Raw genomic sequence first — 16,118 nt, 5'->3', positions numbered from 1 at the left:
GCCCTCCACCCCGCATCGCCCTGCTCCACCTGGGCAGGGGCCGCTCCGATGGAAATACCTAACGGATCGGGTTGATGTGATTACCCTGGGTGACATGGCTGACGTGCGGTCGGTCGCCCACAGAGGCGACCTTTTCGAGCAGCGAATCCGTGAGCAGGGGAGCGAGGAACTGGGGCGCAGGATCGACCTGCTCGTCGCAGGGTGCGCCCACGACCCGCCGCCCTACCTCGACAGGTTCGGCGCCAGGGTCACCGGCGTCGACGAGGACCTGCCCGCGGTCAGGGCGCTGATGCCCGACCGCACCGACCTCCACGCGTGGACACTCGGCGACCTTCGCTCGGTCCCGATCCCACCGCGCTCGTTCGACGTGGTCCAGGTGACGTTCGTCATCGAGCGCATCCAGTACGCCGAGCTCGTCCTCGACCGCATGCTCAACGGCCTGCGCCCTGGCGGGCTGCTGCTGCTGCGCATGCGCGACAGGTCGACCGCCTACGGCCTGTGCGACCGCCTCACCCCTTCGTGGCTGCGCCGCCTGCTGTGGCGGCGCCTCGTGCGGTCCGAGGTCAGGGAGCAGATCGCGGGGCCGCTGCCCGCCGTCTACGAGCCGGTGACCTCCCGCGAGGGCATACACGCCTTCTGCCTGATGCGCGGGCTGATGATCACCGATGACGTCACGACCGTCAGCGGTCCGGCGAGGGGACGCATCGGCTCGGCGGTCGTGCGTGTGGTGGACAAGCTCTCGCGCGGCAGGTTCACCTCTTCCTACGACGAGGTGACGATGGTCATCAGGAAGCCCCACAATCATTTCGCCCGGTTGATATGACGGGGTAAGGTAATCCGACTAAGTCGATCGGAATTGTGGAGCGATGACGGCGAACCTCCAGTGGAACCCCGACCAGCGCGAGCTCGCCGACTTGGAGCTGCTCCTTTCCGGGGCCTTCCAGCCACTGACCGGCTTCCTCGGGCATGACGACCTGCACGAGGTCGAGGCGCACGGCGCGCTCGCCGACGGCACCCCGTGGCCCGCGCCCGTCACCCTGCGGGTGCCAGGAGCGCAGGCGGGCGACCGGATCACGCTGCTCGATCCCGAGGGCGCGGCGCTTGCCGTCCTCACGGTGACGGAGAGTGGCCACGACGGGCTGGTCGCCGGGCCGCTCGAGGCGCTCGGCGCCGCCGAGCACGGCCCCTTCGCCAGGTTGCGCCGCTCCCCCGACGAGGTCCGCAAGGAGCTCGCGGGCCGTCCCACGCTCGCCGTCACCATGCGAGGCCCGCTCGACGACCTCAGCGCGCAGGAGATCATCGCCGTCGCCGAGGAGCTCGACGCGACCGTCCTGCTGCTTCCCCTGGCGTACGGCGAGGGCGGCCCCGCGCTCGTGCGAGCGGCGCTGAAGGCGCGAGAGAAGCTGCCCGAGGGCACGCTCGTGGTCTCGGTCCCCCTCGCGCCGCGCGAGGACAAGGAGATCGACCTCGAGCTGCGCGAGCACGTCGCGACCGCCTACGGCGCCGCCGAGCACCTGGCCGGTCCCGAGCCCGTCACGCTGCCCGGCCCTCCGCACCGGCGCGGCCTCGTGGTCTTCTTCACCGGCCTGTCGGGCTCGGGCAAGTCCACGATCGCCAGGGGCCTGCGCGACGCGCTGCTCGAACTCGGCGGCCGCACGGTCACCTACCTCGACGGCGACGTGGTGCGCCACCTGCTGTCCAAGGGTCTGACCTTCTCCAAGTCCGACCGCGACCTCAACATCCGCCGCATCGGCTTCGTCGCCACCGAGGCCGCCAGGCACGGCGGCCTGGCCATCTGCGCCCCCATCGCGCCCTACGAGGCCACCCGCGCCGAGGTCAGGGATTCGGTCGAGTCGGTGGGCGCCGACTTCCTGCTGGTGCACGTCTCCACGCCGCTGGAGGAGTGCGAGCGGCGCGACCGCAAGGGCCTGTACGCCAGGGCCCGCGCGGGCGAGATCCCCGAGTTCACCGGCGTGTCGGACCCCTACGAGGAGCCCGACGACGCCGACCTGGTCATCGACACGACGCACATCTCGATCGAGGCCGCAGTCTCCCGCGTCCTCGACACGCTCCGAAGCGGAGGATGGGTACGTTGATCGACTTTCCCCTGGTGGTCGGGTCCTTTCTGGTCGCGATCATCGTCGGACTGACCGGCATGGGCGGCGGCGCCCTCATGACGCCGATGATGATGCTCTTCTTCAACGTGCCCCCTCTGGCCGCCGTCTCGAGCGACCTGGTCGCCTCCGCGATCATGAAGCCGGTCGGCGGGGTCGTCCACCTGCGCAGGGGCACCGTCAACATGCGCCTTGTCGGCTGGCTGTGCCTGGGCTCGGTGCCGGCCGCCTTCAGCGGGGTCTTCCTGGTGCGCGCCTTCGGCGAAGGCGCCGCCGTCCAGCAGGCGGTGAAGACGGCCCTCGGCATCGCGCTGCTGCTCGCCGTCGCGGGGCTGGCGCTGAAGGCGTGGCTCGGCGACAAGGGAGGCTCGTCGAGCGCCCGCGACATTGTCGTGCGCCCAATTCCGACCGTACTGGTCGGTACAGTTGGCGGCCTTGTCGTCGGCGTCTCCTCCGTGGGGTCGGGCTCCCTCATCATCGTGGCGCTGCTCGCGCTCTACCCCGCGCTCAAGGCCAACCAGCTCGTGGGCACCGACCTGGTGCAGGCGGTGCCCCTGGTCTCAGCCGCGGCGCTCGGCCACCTGTTCTTCGGCGACTTCCAGCTCGACCTCACCGTCTCGCTGCTGCTCGGCTCGATCCCCGGCGTCTACCTCGGCGCGCGGGTCTCGGCATGGGCCCCGAACGGCCCGATCAGGGCCCTGCTCGCCGTGGTGCTGCTCGCCTCGGCGCTCAAGCTCCTCGGCGTGGGGAACACCGCCACGCTCTGGATCGTGGGCGGGGCCGTGCTCCTCGGCGGCGCCGGGCTCATGGTCGCGGCACGCTCGTCGCGGAGAAGTGAGGATCGGTTGCGAGTGCCGTGAAGGCCCGCCCGGCGCTCTGGTCGGTGTCGAACCTCGTGTCGCCCCTCGGCGCGCGAGGGGAGTCGAAGTAGACCAGCGCCTTGATCTGCGGATACCGCTTGACCTGCCGGCGCACCGAATCGTAGAAGGCGCCCTTGCGCTCGTCGCCGAACACCCCCCACTCCGCGACCATGATGGGCTTGCCGGGGAAGCGCCACTGCATCCACCGGTAGAAGCCCGGCCAGCGGGCGTGGTCCTTCCTGGTCTTGTTGACCAGGCCGTCGAAGTCGCGGACCCTGGCGTCGGCGTAGGGGTCCATCGCCACCCAGTCGACCACGTCGTCGCCGGGGTAGAGCTGCTCGAACCACGGCTGCGAGGCCCAGTTGGGCGCGCCCATGTAGGTCATGACCGTGACCGCGTTCTTCACCCCCTTCTCCCGCAGGCGCTGCACCACGTGGCGGAACATCGCGGCGTAGTCGGTGGCCGTCATGCCCGAGCCGGGGTTCGCCCTGACGTCGTCCTCAGGCTCGTGGTGGACGGTGAGGAAGAACTGCTCGGGGAAGGTCTGCCTGATGTGGTCGGCCAGCCTGTCGATGCGCCTGTCGAGCGCCCCCTTGGCGATCTCGGCCCAGGTGACGTCGAACGACGGCTTCCAGTTGATCAGCAGCAGCCGCCGGTGGGACGGGTCGCGGGCCAGCGCGACCTCCCTGTCGTTGGGGAACAGCTCGTTCGACCTGTGGTAGACGTGCAGGATGTCGGCGGCGCGGCCCATCCGCTCCTCCGCCCCCGCCAGCGCGCGGTCGGGCGGGAGCCCGGTGAAGATCTCCGGCGCGATGCCCCACCACGCCCCGCAGGACGGGATGAGCTTGGCCGTCACCGCGCACGCCGGCGACTCGGTGATGCCGAGCAGGCCGTTGACCCTCGCTTCGGTGTGCGTGTCGGTCTGTGACTTTCTCGCCGTGCCCGACGCCTGGGAACAGGCCGGCAACGCGGCGAGCAGAATCAGGGCCGTCGCTTTTCTGAGACGCAAGTCGCCTCCACTTCCCTCCATAAGTCTTTCCCGCCCTCGCCGTGATGCGGAATACCCTGCCATGCCCGCGACCTGCGGTGTCGCGAACTTCTCAGGTCACAACACCGACATTTCTAATTAATTCGCGAAATTTGATCCGGGTGAGCGGCGAAAATCTTCGTTATTCAGCCGGGAAATGTTCGTCGCCCCTATAGTGACCAGACCCCAGTCACTCACAGTCGCGCCGCGACTACAGGGAGAACGCTCTTCATGTCGCCGGACCTTCACCCGCACCGCTCTGGCGTGGACCTGGCCGAGCACGTCTCCCTGCTCCGCAGACGCAAGGTCGCCTTCCTGCTCTGCCTGCTCACCGGCGTGCTCGGCGGCGCCGCGCTGCTACGCCTCACCCCGCCCGCCTACACCGCCACGACGCAGGTCCTCGTGGCCGCCACCGGCGTGCAGGAACAGCCCAACCAGGTGACGGGAAGACAGCGCGAGGCGCTCAACCTCGACACCGAGGCCCAGATCGCCCAGTCCGCGGTCGTCGCGGCCAAGGCCGCCGCACTGCTCAAGGCCACGCCCTCGCCCGCCGAGGTGACGGTCCCCCCGAACTCCTCCGTGCTGTCCATCACCGTCACGGAGACCACTCCTGCCAGGGCCGCGGCCCAGTCGCGCGCCTACGCCCAGGCCTATCTGGCCCACCGCGCCGAGACCGCGCAGGCCGCGCTCACCACCCAGCTCAAGGCCCTGCTCACCAAGTTGAAACAGGTCAACAAGAGCATGGCCAAGGCGGTGGAGGAGGTGGCCGAGCTGCGCAAGGGCACGGCGGACCACACCATCGCGGGCCAGCGCCAGAACGTGCTCAGCAGGCAGGTCTACAGCCTGACCATGAAGTACGACGCGCTCAAGACCGTCGCGGTGACACCCGGCTACGTCATCAGCCAGGCGGCCGAGCCGACCTCGCCCAGCTCACCCAGCCTGCCGCTCTACCTGGGCAGCGGGATCATGCTCGGACTGCTCACCGGCGCGGCGGCCGCCTACGGCCGCGACAAGCTCGACACGGGTCTGCGCGCTCCCTGCGACGTCGAGCGGTTGACGGGGCTGCCGGTGCTCGCGGACCTGTCGGGTCCCGCCGATCCCTCGGCGATGCACGACCTGGCCTCGTCGGTCGTGGCCGCCTGCCCCGGCTCCTCGCTGCTGGTGCGCGCGGTGCCCCCTTCGCTGGGCACCGCGGCGGTCGAGCCGCTGGGGGGCCGCGCGGGGATCGAGCTGCTCGACGGGTCCGACGTTGGGGATCTGGCCAGGGCGGAGGGTGCGTTGCTGGTCGTCGGGCTGGCGGCGGCTCGGGCGGGGGACGTCTCGCTGGCCGTACGGCGTCTGGACCGGCACGGGGTGCCGATCATCGGAGCGGTGACGGTCGGCGGCGTGGCCGCCGCAGGGAGCGCGACCGCCGCTTCCCCGAAGACCCCGCGTCCGGCCCGTGGACGGCCCAGGGCGGCCGCATCCTCGGAGAGCGGGACCGCAGGCCTCTCGGGAGACGCGTCGGCCGCGTCCTCACGCGGCGGGCCTGCTGCTTCCGAGGCGACCGAGACCGGGCGTTCGTCGGTGAACCACACGTCACTGGACCACACACCGGTGGATCACACGCCGGTGGCGCGCGCTTCCGGCGGGTCCGCGCCTGCGGGTCCCGCGTCCGTGGGGCCCCTGCCCGCCCTTCCCGACGGCGCGGCCGCCGGTCCTCCCTCGCCGCGGCAGGGGGTGACGGGCAGGCCGGTCAACGGGATGAGCCCGGTCACGGGCGACGTCCTCTTCCCGGGAAAGTCGTCAGAGATCTCCCCGGGGAAGACGCCGGGCCGCTCCGCGGGAAAGGATCCAGGTGTCGCCGTCTCCCGCGGGAACGCGACGGAGCAGGCCAGGAGGACCGAGGCGGCCGACACCTCGCCGATTCCACAGGTGTCCGACACGTGACGCTGCCCGACGCCCCCACCACGCGGAGCCGGGCGGCATGGCCGATCGCGGCCCTGCTGGTCGGCTATCCCGTGTGGTGGGCGCTCGGCTTCGGCGGCCTCGCGGTGATCGTCCTCTCCTTCCCCATGGCGTACGTCCTGTGGCGCAGGCGTCCGATCAGGGTGCCGCGCGGCCTCGGGCTGTGGGCGCTCCTGCTCGCCGGGTACGTGGTCAGCGCGCTGATGCTGACCGAGATGCCGCCCGACACCTACGGCGAGTTCGGCGCGGGCAGGATTTTCGGCTACGTCATGCGCCTCGCGCTCTACGTCTCGCTCATGGTCATGGTGCTCTACCTCGGCAACCTCACCGAGCGCGAGCTGCCGCAGCTGCGCCTGGTGCGGATGCTCGGCGTGCTCTTCCTCACCACCGTGGCGGGCGGGCTGCTCGGCGTGCTCTTTCCGAGCTTCGCCTTCACCTCGCCGCTCGAACGCGTCCTGCCTGGCTGGATCGGCGGCAACCCCTTCGTCCAGAACCTGATCCACCCCACCGCCGCCCAGATCCAGAAGGTGCTCGGGCACGCCTCACCTCGCCCCGAGGCTCCCTTCGAGTGGGCCAACGCCTGGGGCAGCAACCTGTCGGTGCTGCTCGTCTGGTTCGTGGTGGGCTGGTGGGTGTACGGCGGGCCGCGCAGGAAGGCCGTGGCGGTGCTGCTCATCGCGGCCGCCGCCGTCCCCGTCGTCTACTCGCTCAACCGCGGCCTGTGGATCGGCCTCGGCCTGGCGGCGCTCTACCTGGTCGTGCGGGTCGGCGGGCGCACCCGTCTGGCCATCTGCGCGGCGGGGCTGGTGGGCGCGGCGGTGTTCGCCGCCAGCCCCCTGGCCGACCTGGTCACCCAGCGGATCGACAACCCGCACAGCAACGACATCAGAGCCTTCACCGTCTCGGCCACCGTCAGGGCGGCGGGCGGCTCACCGTTCATCGGCTACGGCAACACCCGCAACGCCATGGGCAACCACCGCACGATCACCACCGGCAAGACCGACTGGTGCACCGAGTGCGGACACCCTCCGCTGGGCAGCGACGGCCAGCTGTGGCACCTGATCATCACGCAGGGATTCGTCGGCGCGGCGCTCTACGTCGCCTTCTTCGTCGGCGCCATCCGCCGCCACTGGCCCGATCGCAGCCCGATCGGCCTGGCTGGGGTGCTCGTGATGCTTCTCGTGCTGCTCTACATGTTCGTCTACGACGGTCTGGTCACGCCGCTCAGCCTCTACCTCATCTCCTTCGCCCTCCTGTGGAGGAACGCTCATGCGTGATGCCCGCATCAGGCTGCGCTATCTCGGCCAGACCGTCCGCCTGCTCTATCCGGGTCCCGGCGCGCCACACCCCTACAGCCTGCTGCCGCATGCCGTACTCCCCCGGCGTCTGACGCCGCGCCGCTGGTGGCACGCCGCGTTCGGGCCGAAGGTCATGCTGCCGGTCGAGGGGTCGATCGAGACCCATCTGGGCGAGGTGTTCGGCACGCCCGTGCGCGCCACCCTCCACGTACGGCCCGCGCGCCGTGCCAACCGCAAGCCGATCCTGGAGCTCCATGCGGACGGCGAGCGCGTCGCCTTCGTGAAGATCGGCGACACGCCCCAGTCCCGCGACCTCATCACCAACGAGGCCGCCACGCTGAAGAGGCTGGCCGACCTGCCGTTGAAGACCGTGGTGCCGCCGATCGTGCTGCACCACGGGATGTGGAACGGCCTGGCCGTCCTGGCGATGTCCGCGCTGCCCGTGCGCAGGGGCAGGATCGCGCCCTCCCTGCTCATCTCGGCCGTCAAGGAGATCGCCGCGACCGGCGGGCACGCGGGGCCCGCCTGGCACGGCGACCTGTCCCCGTGGAACATCGCGCCGACCGGCGACGGGCGGCTGCACGTGTGGGACTGGGAACGCTACGAGGTGGGCGTCCCTCCAGGTTTCGACGCCGCCCACCACCTCTTCCAGCGCGCGCTGCGCCGCATGCCGCCCGACCAGGCCGCCAGGGCCTGCCTCGCCCAGTCGGTGCGAGTGCTCGCGCCACTCGGCCTGTCGTCGGCCCAGGCCAGGCTGACCGTGATCCGCTACCTCATCGCGCTCGCCGACCGGCACGCCGCCGACGGCTACGAGCCCCTAGGCCCCCCTGAGAACTGGCTGAACCCGCTTGTCGATCATCAGGAGCTGCTCACGTGAACGCCATGAAGCACTCGGTCCTGTCCGTCTCGCGCACCACGGGACGGCTGACCTCGGGCGGCCGGATGCTGCCGTCCTTCCTGATCATGGGCGCACAGCGCTGCGGCACCACCTCCCTCTACCGCGCCCTCGCCCAGCACCCTCTGCTGCTGAAGCCCGTGCTGCACAAAGGGGTGCACTACTTCGACGTCGGCTACGGCAAGGGCGTCTCCTGGTACCAGGGCCACTTCCCACTGAAGGTCGGCGCGGCGCTGCTGAGAAAGAGGCACGGCAGGCAGCCCCTCGCCTTCGAGTCGGCCCCCTACTACCTGTACCACCCGCTGGCCGGCGAGCGGATCGCCAGAGACCTGCCAGGCGTGAAGCTGATCGTCCTGGTGCGCGACCCCGTCGAGCGGGCCTTCTCCGCCCACTCCCACGAGCTGGCCCGGGGCTTCGAGACCGAGTCGCACTTCGAGTACGCGGTGGAGCTGGAGGTCAGGCGGCTGGCCGGGGCGGAGGAACGCCTGCGCGCCGAGCCGCACTCGGTCCACCACTCCCACCGCCACCACGCCTACCTGGCCCGCGGGCGCTACGCCGAGCAGCTCGACAGGCTCGAGCCGCTGTTCGGGCGCGAGCGCATCCTCGTGATCGACAGCCACCGCTTCTTCGCCGAGCCCGAGCGGACCTACGCGCGCGTGCTGGAGTTCCTGGAGATGCCCCAGATGGGCAACCCCGCCTTCGAGCGGCACAACGGGCGTTCCCGTCCCAAGCCGCTGCCCGAGTCGGTGCGCCAGACCCTGATGGAGCACTTCGAGGTGTACGACACGCAGCTCGTGCCGTGGCTGGGCGGTGACCCCTCGTGGCGCCGGTGACGCCCGCGCGACGCGCCACGGGGAGCGGCGGCAGGCTCGGGCGGGTGGCCAGGGCGGGTCTTGCGGGGGTCACCGGAGCAGGGGTGAGCGCGCTGGCGCAGTTCCTCCTGGTCGTGATCGTGACCCGCACCTTCAGCGCCGAACAGGCGGGCACGTTCTTCACCGCCATCGCGCTGGCGCTGATGGTCGCGGGCATCGCCAAGCTCGACGCGGGCAACGGCCTGATCTTCTTCGTCGCCCGCGCCAAGACCTACGACTATCGCGGTATCTCCGGCTATGTCAGGGCGGCGGTGGCCCCTGGGGCGGTGCTCTCCACGGTCGCGGGCGTGGTGCTGTATCCACAGCTCGGTCCGCTGGCGCTGGCGCTGCCGTTGATGGTGGTGGCCGACATCCTGCTCGCGGCGACCAGGGGCTTCGGCTCCATGCGGACGACCGTGCTGCTGGACGGCATGCTGCTGCCCGTGGCCCAGCTCGCCCTGGTCGCCGTCGTGGCCGCCGCGGCGCTGCCGTACCCGCAGGAGCTGCTGGCGGGGGCGTGGGCGGCGCCGTACCTGGTGGTGGCGGCGCTGGCGGCGCTGAGCCTGCGCCGACGGGTGCCGCGCACGCCGTATCTGCCGGGAACGGCGCGCGACCTGTGGCGGCACACCGCGCCGAGGTCGGCGGCGAGCGCGATCCAGGCGCTCTTCCAGCGCCTCGACATCGTGATCGTGGCCCTCCTGGCGGGCCCGGCCCAGGCGGCGATCTACACCGCCGCCACCAGGTTCAAGGTCGTCGGTCAGCTGGCCAGCCAGGGTCTCGCTCAGGCCGCGCAGCCCCGCCTGGTGCGCGCGATGGCCGAGGGCGACCTGCCGAGGGCCCGTGAGCTCTACCAGGTGACGACCATGTGGCTGGTGCTGCTGACCTGGCCGGTCTGGCTCGGCTACGCCCTGCTGGCGCCGTGGCTGCTGCGGATCTTCGGCGCGGGCTACGACGAGGCCCTGCCCGTGGCGCTCGTCCTGGCAGGGACGATGATGGTCGCCACGGCGTGCGGCATGGTCGACGTGGTCCTCATCTCGGCGGGCCACACCTCCGCCAGCCTCGCCAACCTCGTGGCGGCGGTCGGCGTCACCGTGCTGCTCGACCTGGCGCTGATCCCCGCGCACGGCGCGCTCGGCGCGGCCATGGGCTGGTCCGGCGGGGTGCTGGTGAAGAACCTGCTGCCGCTCTGGCAGATCCACCAGCGTTACGGTCTGCGCCCCTTCGGCCGCCACAGCCTGACCGCGCTCCGCTTCAGGTCGTGGGCCGCCGCATGACGCCGATCCTGGTGACGGGGCTGCCCCGCAGCGGCACGAGCTGGGTGGGCAAGATGCTGGCCGCCTCGGGCGAGCTGGTCTACGTCAACGAGCCGCTCAACCCCCAGCACCCGCCAGGCCGCTGCCCCGGCGTGCTGCGGGCCTCGGTGACGCACCGCTTCCAGTACATCTGCGACGACAACTCCGCCGGCTGGCTGCCGGCCTTCCGCGACACCACGGCGCTGCGCTACGGCTTCCTCGCCGAGCTGCGCGCCAACCGCTCGCCGTACGACCTGGCCAGGCTGGCCCGCTACGGCTCTGCCTTCACCTGGGGCAGGCTCACCGGACGGCGGGCGCTGCTCGACGACCCCTTCGCCGTGCTCTCCTCCGGCTGGTTCGCCGGGCGGCTCGGCTGCACGGTGATCGCGCTGGTCCGCGACCCCGTCTCCCTCGTCGGCTCGTGGACACGGCTCGGCTGGACCATCCGTCTCGAGGAACTGCTCGAGCAGCCGCTCCTGGTCCGTGACCACCCGGAGATGGAGGAGCTGCGCGCGCTGGCCGGCTCTCAGGACCGCATCGCCAAGGTGTGCGCGCTGTGGCGGGTCACGCGCTCCCTCCTGGCGCGCACCGAGGGCATCACCGTGGTCTCCTACGAGGAGCTCGCCCGCTCACCTCTTCAGGGCTTCCGCCGCCTGTACGACGTTGCGGGCCTGCGCTGGACGGCGGCGGCCGAGCGCCGCATCACGCGCGCGTGCACGGCCCACGGCGAGGCTGACCGCGGTTTCGCCTGGTCGGGCCTCTCACGCACGGCCTACCGCCCCATGGACTCCAGCCACGCGCTGAGCTCCTACCGCGACCGCCTGACCACCGACGAGATCGACAGGGTGCGGGCGCTCACCGCCTGAGCAGCAGCGATCTGGTCAGCAATCTGGTCGCGAAGGGCACGTCGTCGACGAGGTAGCGCCTGGCCAGCCGTCCTGGCTCGCTGGCCAGGCGGAACAGCCACTCGGTGCCGGTGCGCCGCATCCACAGCGGCGCCCGCGCGACCGACCCCGCCGCGAACGCGATCGCCGACCCGCACCCGACGAACCAGGTGCGCGGCAGGTCGGGGCGCAGGCCGGCGATCAGCCTGTCCTGCAGGGGGAAGCCGAGACCCACGAAGACGATCCTGGGCTGCGCGTCCACCAGCTTCTCCCTGACGCGCGCGACCCCCTCCTCGCTCCTGTCGAACCCGTACGGCGGAGCGTCCACCCCGCAGACCCGCAGCCCGCGACAGCCGTCGGCCAGCTCCCACGCCGCTCTGGCGGCCACTCCTGGAGGAGCGCCGAGCAGGTAGACCGGCCAGCCTCCGCGCGCCGCCATCGCGCTGAGCGACCAGATCAGGTCGGCCCCCGTCACTCTCTCGGGCAGCGCCTCGCGCAGCAGCTTGGAGGCCCACACCAGGGGCATGCCGTCGGCCACCACCACGTCGGCGGCGCTGACGAGCTCCCTGAGCGCCGGGTTGCCTGCGACGGCGCGGCAGATGTCGACGTTGGGGGTGACGAGGTGTCCGCCCTCACCCGCCTCCAGAGCGGCGGCGACCCACTCGACCGTCTGCTGCTCGGTGAACGGATCGAGCGGGACCCCCGCGACCGTCACCCTCGCGGGGCGGGAGGGCAGGCCGGCGGTCAAATGCCGTGCCCCCTGTCGTGCAGCAGCGAGAGCACCGCTGGAGCGGAGACGAACCCTGCGGCGACGGCGAGCGCGATCGGGGCGCGGGGCTCGCCCGCCCTGGCGGCGAAGGTGCGCAGCGCCCACCTGCCCGCTTCCCTGCGCCGCCCCATCGCGGCGTGGTGGAAGGCGAGTTGACCGTAGATCCGCGCCGCGCCGCGCGGATCCACGGCCAGTTCTGGGTGCCGGGCGAGCATCCACTCCAGCCCGGCGATGCGGTCGGCCCACTTGGTGACGTACTGTGACGCGCCCCAGCGGACCCGGACGAGCGGACGGTCGACGTGCGCGATCGGCTGCCGCTTGGCGGCACGCAGCGCGAGGTCCCAGTCCTCGTTCTGGCCCATGGGCGCGCTCTCGTCGACCCAGTAGGCGCCGCGTCTGAACACGAAGGTCGAGGAGTGCACCATCACCATCCGCGAGCGCACCAGGTCGGCCTTGGTGACCTGGGTGAGGCCCGCGAGCCGCGGCACGCGGCGCGTGCCGTACTCGACCTCGATGGCGCAGCTGGAGAAGTCGGCGCCAGGACCGAGCGCCTCCGACTGCGCGGCGAGCTTGCCTGGCAGCCAGACGTCGTCGTCGTCGCAGAAGGCGACCAGATCGGTGTCGGAGGCGGCGATGCCGGTGTTGCGCGCGCCTGGCAGGCCGGGGCTGAGCCGGTTGGGCAGCACGCGCACGCAGTGCGGCTCGTCGCCCTTCGACCTGGGCGCGACCACGTCGGCGATCTGCTCGGCCACCGCGATCGGGTCTCCGCCGTCGACCACGACGACCAGGTCGATCCTGCCCGGATAGTCCTGGGTGAGCACCGCGCGGGTGGCCGCCCTGAGCTGCTCCGGCCGCTTGCCCGTCGTGGGGATCACCACGCCGACCGAAGGAGTCATGCCGCCGCTCCGCGATAGCCGTACCTGGTCATGAGAGGGGCCGTGAGGCCCGAGACCACGGCGCGCTGGACGGCGGGCAGGCCGCCGCGCCAGGCGTCGTCGTGGGAGAGCTCGACCTGGCCGACCGCGAACCGCATGGGGTTGCCCGAGACGGTGTGCGCGCGGCCGAGGCTGACGGTGGTGCCGTCGAGGAAGCCGAGGCTCGTGTCGAGGCCGAGGCGCCCGGCGAGGTCGGTGAGCGTGGCGCGGGGGTCGGCGAGCAGGTCCTCGTAGCGGACCCTGGTCACCTCGACTCCCCGCGCGGCGAGCAGGTCGAGCGCGAGGTTCTGCGCGCTCCAGTGCAGGGAGGTGCGCATGGCGCCCCATCGGGTCATGTGGCTGCCGTCCTCGGGCCTCGGGACCGTTCTGCGCCAGGAGTGGGCCACCGCGCGCGGGTCGCGCACGACGTGCACCACGTGCGGCTGCACGCCCCCTGCCGCCAGGCAGAAGGCCAGCGAGGCGTGCTTGCTGGAGTCGACGACGGCCGCGCCGCCCGCGGCCTGCAGCGCCGCGGTGTAGACGCGGCGGTAGGCGGCGACGTACTCGGCCAGGTCGGGGTGGCCGACGGCGGGGATGCGCCTGGTGCGATCGACCCTGCGCCGCAGCCGGAGCACCCGCTCGGCCAGCTCGCGCGACCAGCCGCCGAAGGCCCGCTCGCCGACCTCGCGCCAGAACGGGCACCGGGGGAACGCCTCGCCGCACCCGCACAGCTCGCCGGCGACCACGCCGCGGGCCCACAGGTGGACCACCTCGCCGAGCGGCACGACCCCTGGCAGCTCGCCGAGGAGGCGCTCGAGCAGCGTGGTGCCGCTGCGGCCGAGCCCACCCAGAAAGATCACCCGGTCGGTCACAGTATGCCTCCGGCGGTGCGCGGTGAATACGGACCGTGGAGACGTTAGCGCGGAGAGTAATCAAAGCGTCAGTGAACGACAAAGGATCTACCTAAGGAACGCGACAGGGCCGTGGTCACCGACCACGGCCCTGGGGAACGCTCCTGACTACGCTCTGGCGTCGACGATCATGCCGGCGCCGACCGTGGTGTTCGTCGACTCGTCCACGAGGATGAACCCACCGGTCATCCTGTTGCGCGCGTAGTCGTCGACGAACAGCGGCTGGGTGACCCGCAGCGACACCCTGCCGATCTCGTTCAGCCCGAGCGAGGTCGCGCCCTCGTCGCGGTGCAGGGTGTTGACGTCGAGCCGGTAGTGCAGCTCACGCACCAGGGCCCTGGCCGTCCTGGTGGTGTGCTTGATGCTCAGCTTCGACCGCGGTGCCAGCTTCACCCCGTCGGCCATCCAGCAGACCATCGCCTCAAGCTCCTGGGCGACCTGCGGCTTGTTGTTCGGCCTGCAGATCATGTCGCCGCGGGAGATGTCGATGTGGTCCTCCAGGCGGAGGGTGACCGACATGGGCGGGAAGGCCTCCTCGACGGGGCCGTCGAAGGTGTCGATCGAGGCGATCCTGGTGGCCAGCCCCGACGGCAGGTGCAGCACCTCGTCGCCGGGCTTCAGCACGCCGCCCGCGACCTGGCCCGCGTAGCCGCGGTAGTCGTGGAACTCGGTCTTGTGCGGCCTGATGACGTACTGCACGGGGAAGCGCACGTCGACCAGGTTGCGGTCGGAGGCGATGTGCACGTTCTCCAGGTGGTGCAGCAGCGAGGTGCCCTGGTACCAGGGCATGTTCTCCGACCGGGAGACCACGTTGTCGCCGTTGAGCGCGGAGATCGGGATGAAGGTCAGGTCGGCCACGTTGAGCTTGGAGGCGAAGGCGGTGAACTCCTCGCGGATCTCCTCGAACCGCTCCTGGGAGTAGTCGACGAGGTCCATCTTGTTCACCGCGAGCACCAGGTGCGGCACCCGCAGCAGCGAGGTGAGGAAGGCGTGCCTGCGCGACTGCTCCAGCACGCCCTTGCGCGCGTCGATCAGGATGATGGCCAGATCGGCGGTGGAGGCGCCGGTCACCATGTTGCGGGTGTACTGGATGTGCCCGGGGGTGTCGGCGATGATGAACTTGCGCTTGGGCGTGGCGAAGTAGCGGTAGGCCACGTCGATCGTGATGCCTTGCTCCCGCTCGGCCCGCAGGCCGTCGGTCAGCAGCGACAGGTCGGTGTACTCGGTGCCGCGATCGCGCGAGGTGCGCTCCACCGCCTCGAGCTGGTCCTCGAAGATCGCCTTGGAGTCGAACAGCAGGCGGCCGATCAGCGTGGACTTGCCGTCGTCGACGGACCCGGCGGTGGCGAAACGAAGAATGTCCATTTTTAGAAGTAGCCCTTGTATCTGACGCAGCCGGTCTTCCGTGGGTGTGCCGTGCGTGGCGTGGACGTCGGCATTAGAAGTAGCCTTCGCGCTTGCGGTCTTCCATCGCGGCCTCGGAGGCCCGGTCGTCGGCGCGGGTGGCGCCACGCTCGGTGATCCTCGTCGCCGCGATCTCCTCGATGATCTCCTCGACCGTCGCGGCGGCCGACTGCACCGCGCCCGTGCAGGTCATGTCGCCGACCGTGCGGTAGCGGACCACCGCCTCGAACAGCGGCTCGTCGTCGCCCCTGCTCACCACGACGTCGTCGGGCAGCAGCATGCCGTCGCGCTCGAAGACCTTGCGGGTGTGCGCGAAGTAGATCGAGGGGATCTCGATGCCCTCGCGGCGGATGTAGTCCCAGATGTCGAGCTCGGTCCAGTTCGACAGCGGGAAGACCCTGATGTGCTCGCCCTTGCGGATGCGCGCGTTGTAGAGGTTCCACAGCTCGGGACGCTGGTTCTTCGGGTCCCACTGGCCGAACTCGTCGCGGAAGGAGAACACCCGCTCCTTGGCGCGGGCCTTCTCCTCGTCGCGCCTGGCGCCGCCGAAGACCGCGTCGAACTCGTGGTCCTCGATCGCGTCGAGCAGCGTGGTGGTCTGCAGGCGGTTGCGCGAGGCGCGCCGGCCTGTCTCCTCGGTGACGCGGCCCGCGTCGATGGAGTCCTGGACGCTGGCCACCACCAGCCGGGCGCCGAGCTCGGCGGAGCGCCGGTCACGGAACTCGATGACCTCGGGGAAGTTGTGCCCGGTGTCGACGTGCATGAGCGGGAAGGGGATCGGCGCCGGCCAGAAGGCCTTCTCCGCGATGCGCAGCATCACGATGGAGTCCTTGCCGCCGGAGAAGAGCAGACACGGGCGCTCGAACTCCGCCGCCACCTCACGCATGATGTGAATGGCCTCGGCCTCGAGGACGTCGAGTTGCGACGTGGTGTAGTCGCGCTGAAGCATGGG

General features: G+C 71.1%; 15 protein-coding genes. 9 read left to right on the top strand and 6 right to left on the bottom strand.

The annotated features are described in order from the left end of the window. Nucleotides 1–94: 94 nt before the first annotated feature. The 3 genes from ABFX55_RS41145 to ABFX55_RS41135 are packed head-to-tail and all read left to right on the top strand — an operon-like array spanning nucleotide 95 to nucleotide 2,974. The gene (locus ABFX55_RS41145; protein WP_346128818.1) at nucleotides 95–823 is read left to right on the top strand and encodes a methyltransferase domain-containing protein; all 729 of its coding nucleotides are present in this window, start codon (nucleotides 95–97) and stop codon (nucleotides 821–823) included. A gap of 43 nt (nucleotides 824–866) precedes the next feature. After that, nucleotides 867–2,096, top strand: coding sequence for an adenylyl-sulfate kinase (gene cysC / locus ABFX55_RS41140; protein ID WP_346128817.1), 1,230 nt, complete (start codon nucleotides 867–869; stop codon nucleotides 2,094–2,096). Next, on the top strand, nucleotides 2,084–2,974 hold the full coding sequence (locus ABFX55_RS41135) for a sulfite exporter TauE/SafE family protein (RefSeq protein WP_379479061.1): 891 nt from the start codon (nucleotides 2,084–2,086) through the stop codon (nucleotides 2,972–2,974). The genes cysC and ABFX55_RS41135 overlap by 13 nt, the downstream gene beginning before the upstream one ends. Here the strand turns inward: ABFX55_RS41135 and ABFX55_RS41130 are convergent. After that, nucleotides 2,919–3,983, bottom strand: coding sequence for a glycoside hydrolase family 26 protein (locus ABFX55_RS41130; RefSeq protein ID WP_346128814.1), 1,065 nt, complete (start codon nucleotides 3,981–3,983; stop codon nucleotides 2,919–2,921). The genes ABFX55_RS41135 and ABFX55_RS41130 overlap by 56 nt on opposite strands. A gap of 249 nt (nucleotides 3,984–4,232) precedes the next feature. On the opposite strand from ABFX55_RS41130, the gene ABFX55_RS41125 reads away from it, so the two are divergent. The 6 genes from ABFX55_RS41125 to ABFX55_RS41100 are packed head-to-tail and all read left to right on the top strand — an operon-like array spanning nucleotide 4,233 to nucleotide 11,150. Continuing rightward, nucleotides 4,233–5,930 carry a Wzz/FepE/Etk N-terminal domain-containing protein gene (locus tag ABFX55_RS41125; protein WP_346128813.1) on the top strand — a complete coding sequence of 566 codons (1,698 nt, stop codon included), beginning with the start codon at nucleotides 4,233–4,235 and terminating at the stop codon, nucleotides 5,928–5,930. Continuing rightward, a complete protein-coding gene (locus ABFX55_RS41120; RefSeq protein WP_346128811.1) occupies nucleotides 5,927–7,225 on the top strand; it encodes a hypothetical protein in 1,299 nt (432 codons plus the stop codon). The genes ABFX55_RS41125 and ABFX55_RS41120 overlap by 4 nt, the downstream gene beginning before the upstream one ends. Further along, entirely contained in the window at nucleotides 7,218–8,123 is a 906-nt protein-coding gene (locus ABFX55_RS41115) for an RIO2 family protein (RefSeq protein WP_346128810.1), read from the top strand. Before ABFX55_RS41120 ends, ABFX55_RS41115 begins: the two co-directional genes overlap by 8 nt. Nucleotides 8,124–8,128: 5 nt before the next feature. Next, nucleotides 8,129–8,974 carry a sulfotransferase domain-containing protein gene (locus ABFX55_RS41110; protein WP_346131395.1) on the top strand — a complete coding sequence of 282 codons (846 nt, stop codon included), beginning with the start codon at nucleotides 8,129–8,131 and terminating at the stop codon, nucleotides 8,972–8,974. Continuing rightward, a complete protein-coding gene (locus ABFX55_RS41105) occupies nucleotides 8,971–10,266 on the top strand; it encodes a lipopolysaccharide biosynthesis protein (protein WP_346128809.1) in 1,296 nt (431 codons plus the stop codon). Before ABFX55_RS41110 ends, ABFX55_RS41105 begins: the two co-directional genes overlap by 4 nt. Further along, on the top strand, nucleotides 10,251–11,150 hold the full coding sequence (locus ABFX55_RS41100; RefSeq protein WP_346128808.1) for a sulfotransferase family protein: 900 nt from the start codon (nucleotides 10,251–10,253) through the stop codon (nucleotides 11,148–11,150). The genes ABFX55_RS41105 and ABFX55_RS41100 overlap by 16 nt, the downstream gene beginning before the upstream one ends. On the opposite strand, the gene ABFX55_RS41095 is transcribed toward ABFX55_RS41100, so the two are convergent. From ABFX55_RS41095 to cysD, 5 genes are all read right to left on the bottom strand, one after another. Beyond that, nucleotides 11,140–11,916 carry a WecB/TagA/CpsF family glycosyltransferase gene (locus tag ABFX55_RS41095; protein ID WP_346128807.1) on the bottom strand — a complete coding sequence of 259 codons (777 nt, stop codon included), beginning with the start codon at nucleotides 11,914–11,916 and terminating at the stop codon, nucleotides 11,140–11,142. The two genes, ABFX55_RS41100 and ABFX55_RS41095, sit on opposite strands and share 11 nt — an antisense overlap. Continuing rightward, nucleotides 11,913–12,833: a glycosyltransferase family 2 protein gene (locus tag ABFX55_RS41090; RefSeq protein ID WP_346128806.1), complete on the bottom strand. Its 921-nt coding sequence runs from the start codon at nucleotides 12,831–12,833 to the stop codon at nucleotides 11,913–11,915. Before ABFX55_RS41090 ends, ABFX55_RS41095 begins: the two co-directional genes overlap by 4 nt. Further along, nucleotides 12,830–13,708 carry a sulfotransferase gene (locus tag ABFX55_RS41085; RefSeq protein ID WP_346131394.1) on the bottom strand — a complete coding sequence of 293 codons (879 nt, stop codon included), beginning with the start codon at nucleotides 13,706–13,708 and terminating at the stop codon, nucleotides 12,830–12,832. The genes ABFX55_RS41090 and ABFX55_RS41085 overlap by 4 nt, the downstream gene beginning before the upstream one ends. Nucleotides 13,709–13,870: 162 nt before the next feature. Then, the gene (gene cysN, locus ABFX55_RS41080; protein ID WP_183655105.1) at nucleotides 13,871–15,127 is read right to left on the bottom strand and encodes a sulfate adenylyltransferase subunit CysN; all 1,257 of its coding nucleotides are present in this window, start codon (nucleotides 15,125–15,127) and stop codon (nucleotides 13,871–13,873) included. Between the two features lie 73 nt (nucleotides 15,128–15,200). Beyond that, nucleotides 15,201–16,115: a sulfate adenylyltransferase subunit CysD gene (cysD, locus tag ABFX55_RS41075; protein WP_346128804.1), complete on the bottom strand. Its 915-nt coding sequence runs from the start codon at nucleotides 16,113–16,115 to the stop codon at nucleotides 15,201–15,203. Between the last annotated feature and the right edge of the window lie 3 nt (nucleotides 16,116–16,118).

The organism is Nonomuraea roseola (genome assembly GCF_039535395.1).
GTDB classification, from domain to species: domain Bacteria; phylum Actinomycetota; class Actinomycetes; order Streptosporangiales; family Streptosporangiaceae; genus Nonomuraea; species Nonomuraea roseola.
Note: the sequence above shows the minus strand (reverse complement) of the source record. Positions and strands in the feature narration are given on the sequence as shown.

Coding starts and splice junctions, on each gene's coding strand:
- cysC (WP_346128817.1), top strand. CDS start 867: ATGACGGCGAACCTCCAGTGGAACCCCGACCAGCGCGAGCTCGCCGAC.
- cysD (WP_346128804.1), bottom strand. CDS start 16,115: ATGCTTCAGCGCGACTACACCACGTCGCAACTCGACGTCCTCGAGGCC.
- ABFX55_RS41125 (WP_346128813.1), top strand. CDS start 4,233: ATGTCGCCGGACCTTCACCCGCACCGCTCTGGCGTGGACCTGGCCGAG.
- ABFX55_RS41145 (WP_346128818.1), top strand. CDS start 95: ATGGCTGACGTGCGGTCGGTCGCCCACAGAGGCGACCTTTTCGAGCAG.
- ABFX55_RS41110 (WP_346131395.1), top strand. CDS start 8,129: ATGAAGCACTCGGTCCTGTCCGTCTCGCGCACCACGGGACGGCTGACC.
- ABFX55_RS41115 (WP_346128810.1), top strand. CDS start 7,218: ATGCGTGATGCCCGCATCAGGCTGCGCTATCTCGGCCAGACCGTCCGC.
- cysN (WP_183655105.1), bottom strand. CDS start 15,127: ATGGACATTCTTCGTTTCGCCACCGCCGGGTCCGTCGACGACGGCAAG.
- ABFX55_RS41090 (WP_346128806.1), bottom strand. CDS start 12,833: ATGACTCCTTCGGTCGGCGTGGTGATCCCCACGACGGGCAAGCGGCCG.
- ABFX55_RS41135 (WP_379479061.1), top strand. CDS start 2,084: ATGGGTACGTTGATCGACTTTCCCCTGGTGGTCGGGTCCTTTCTGGTC.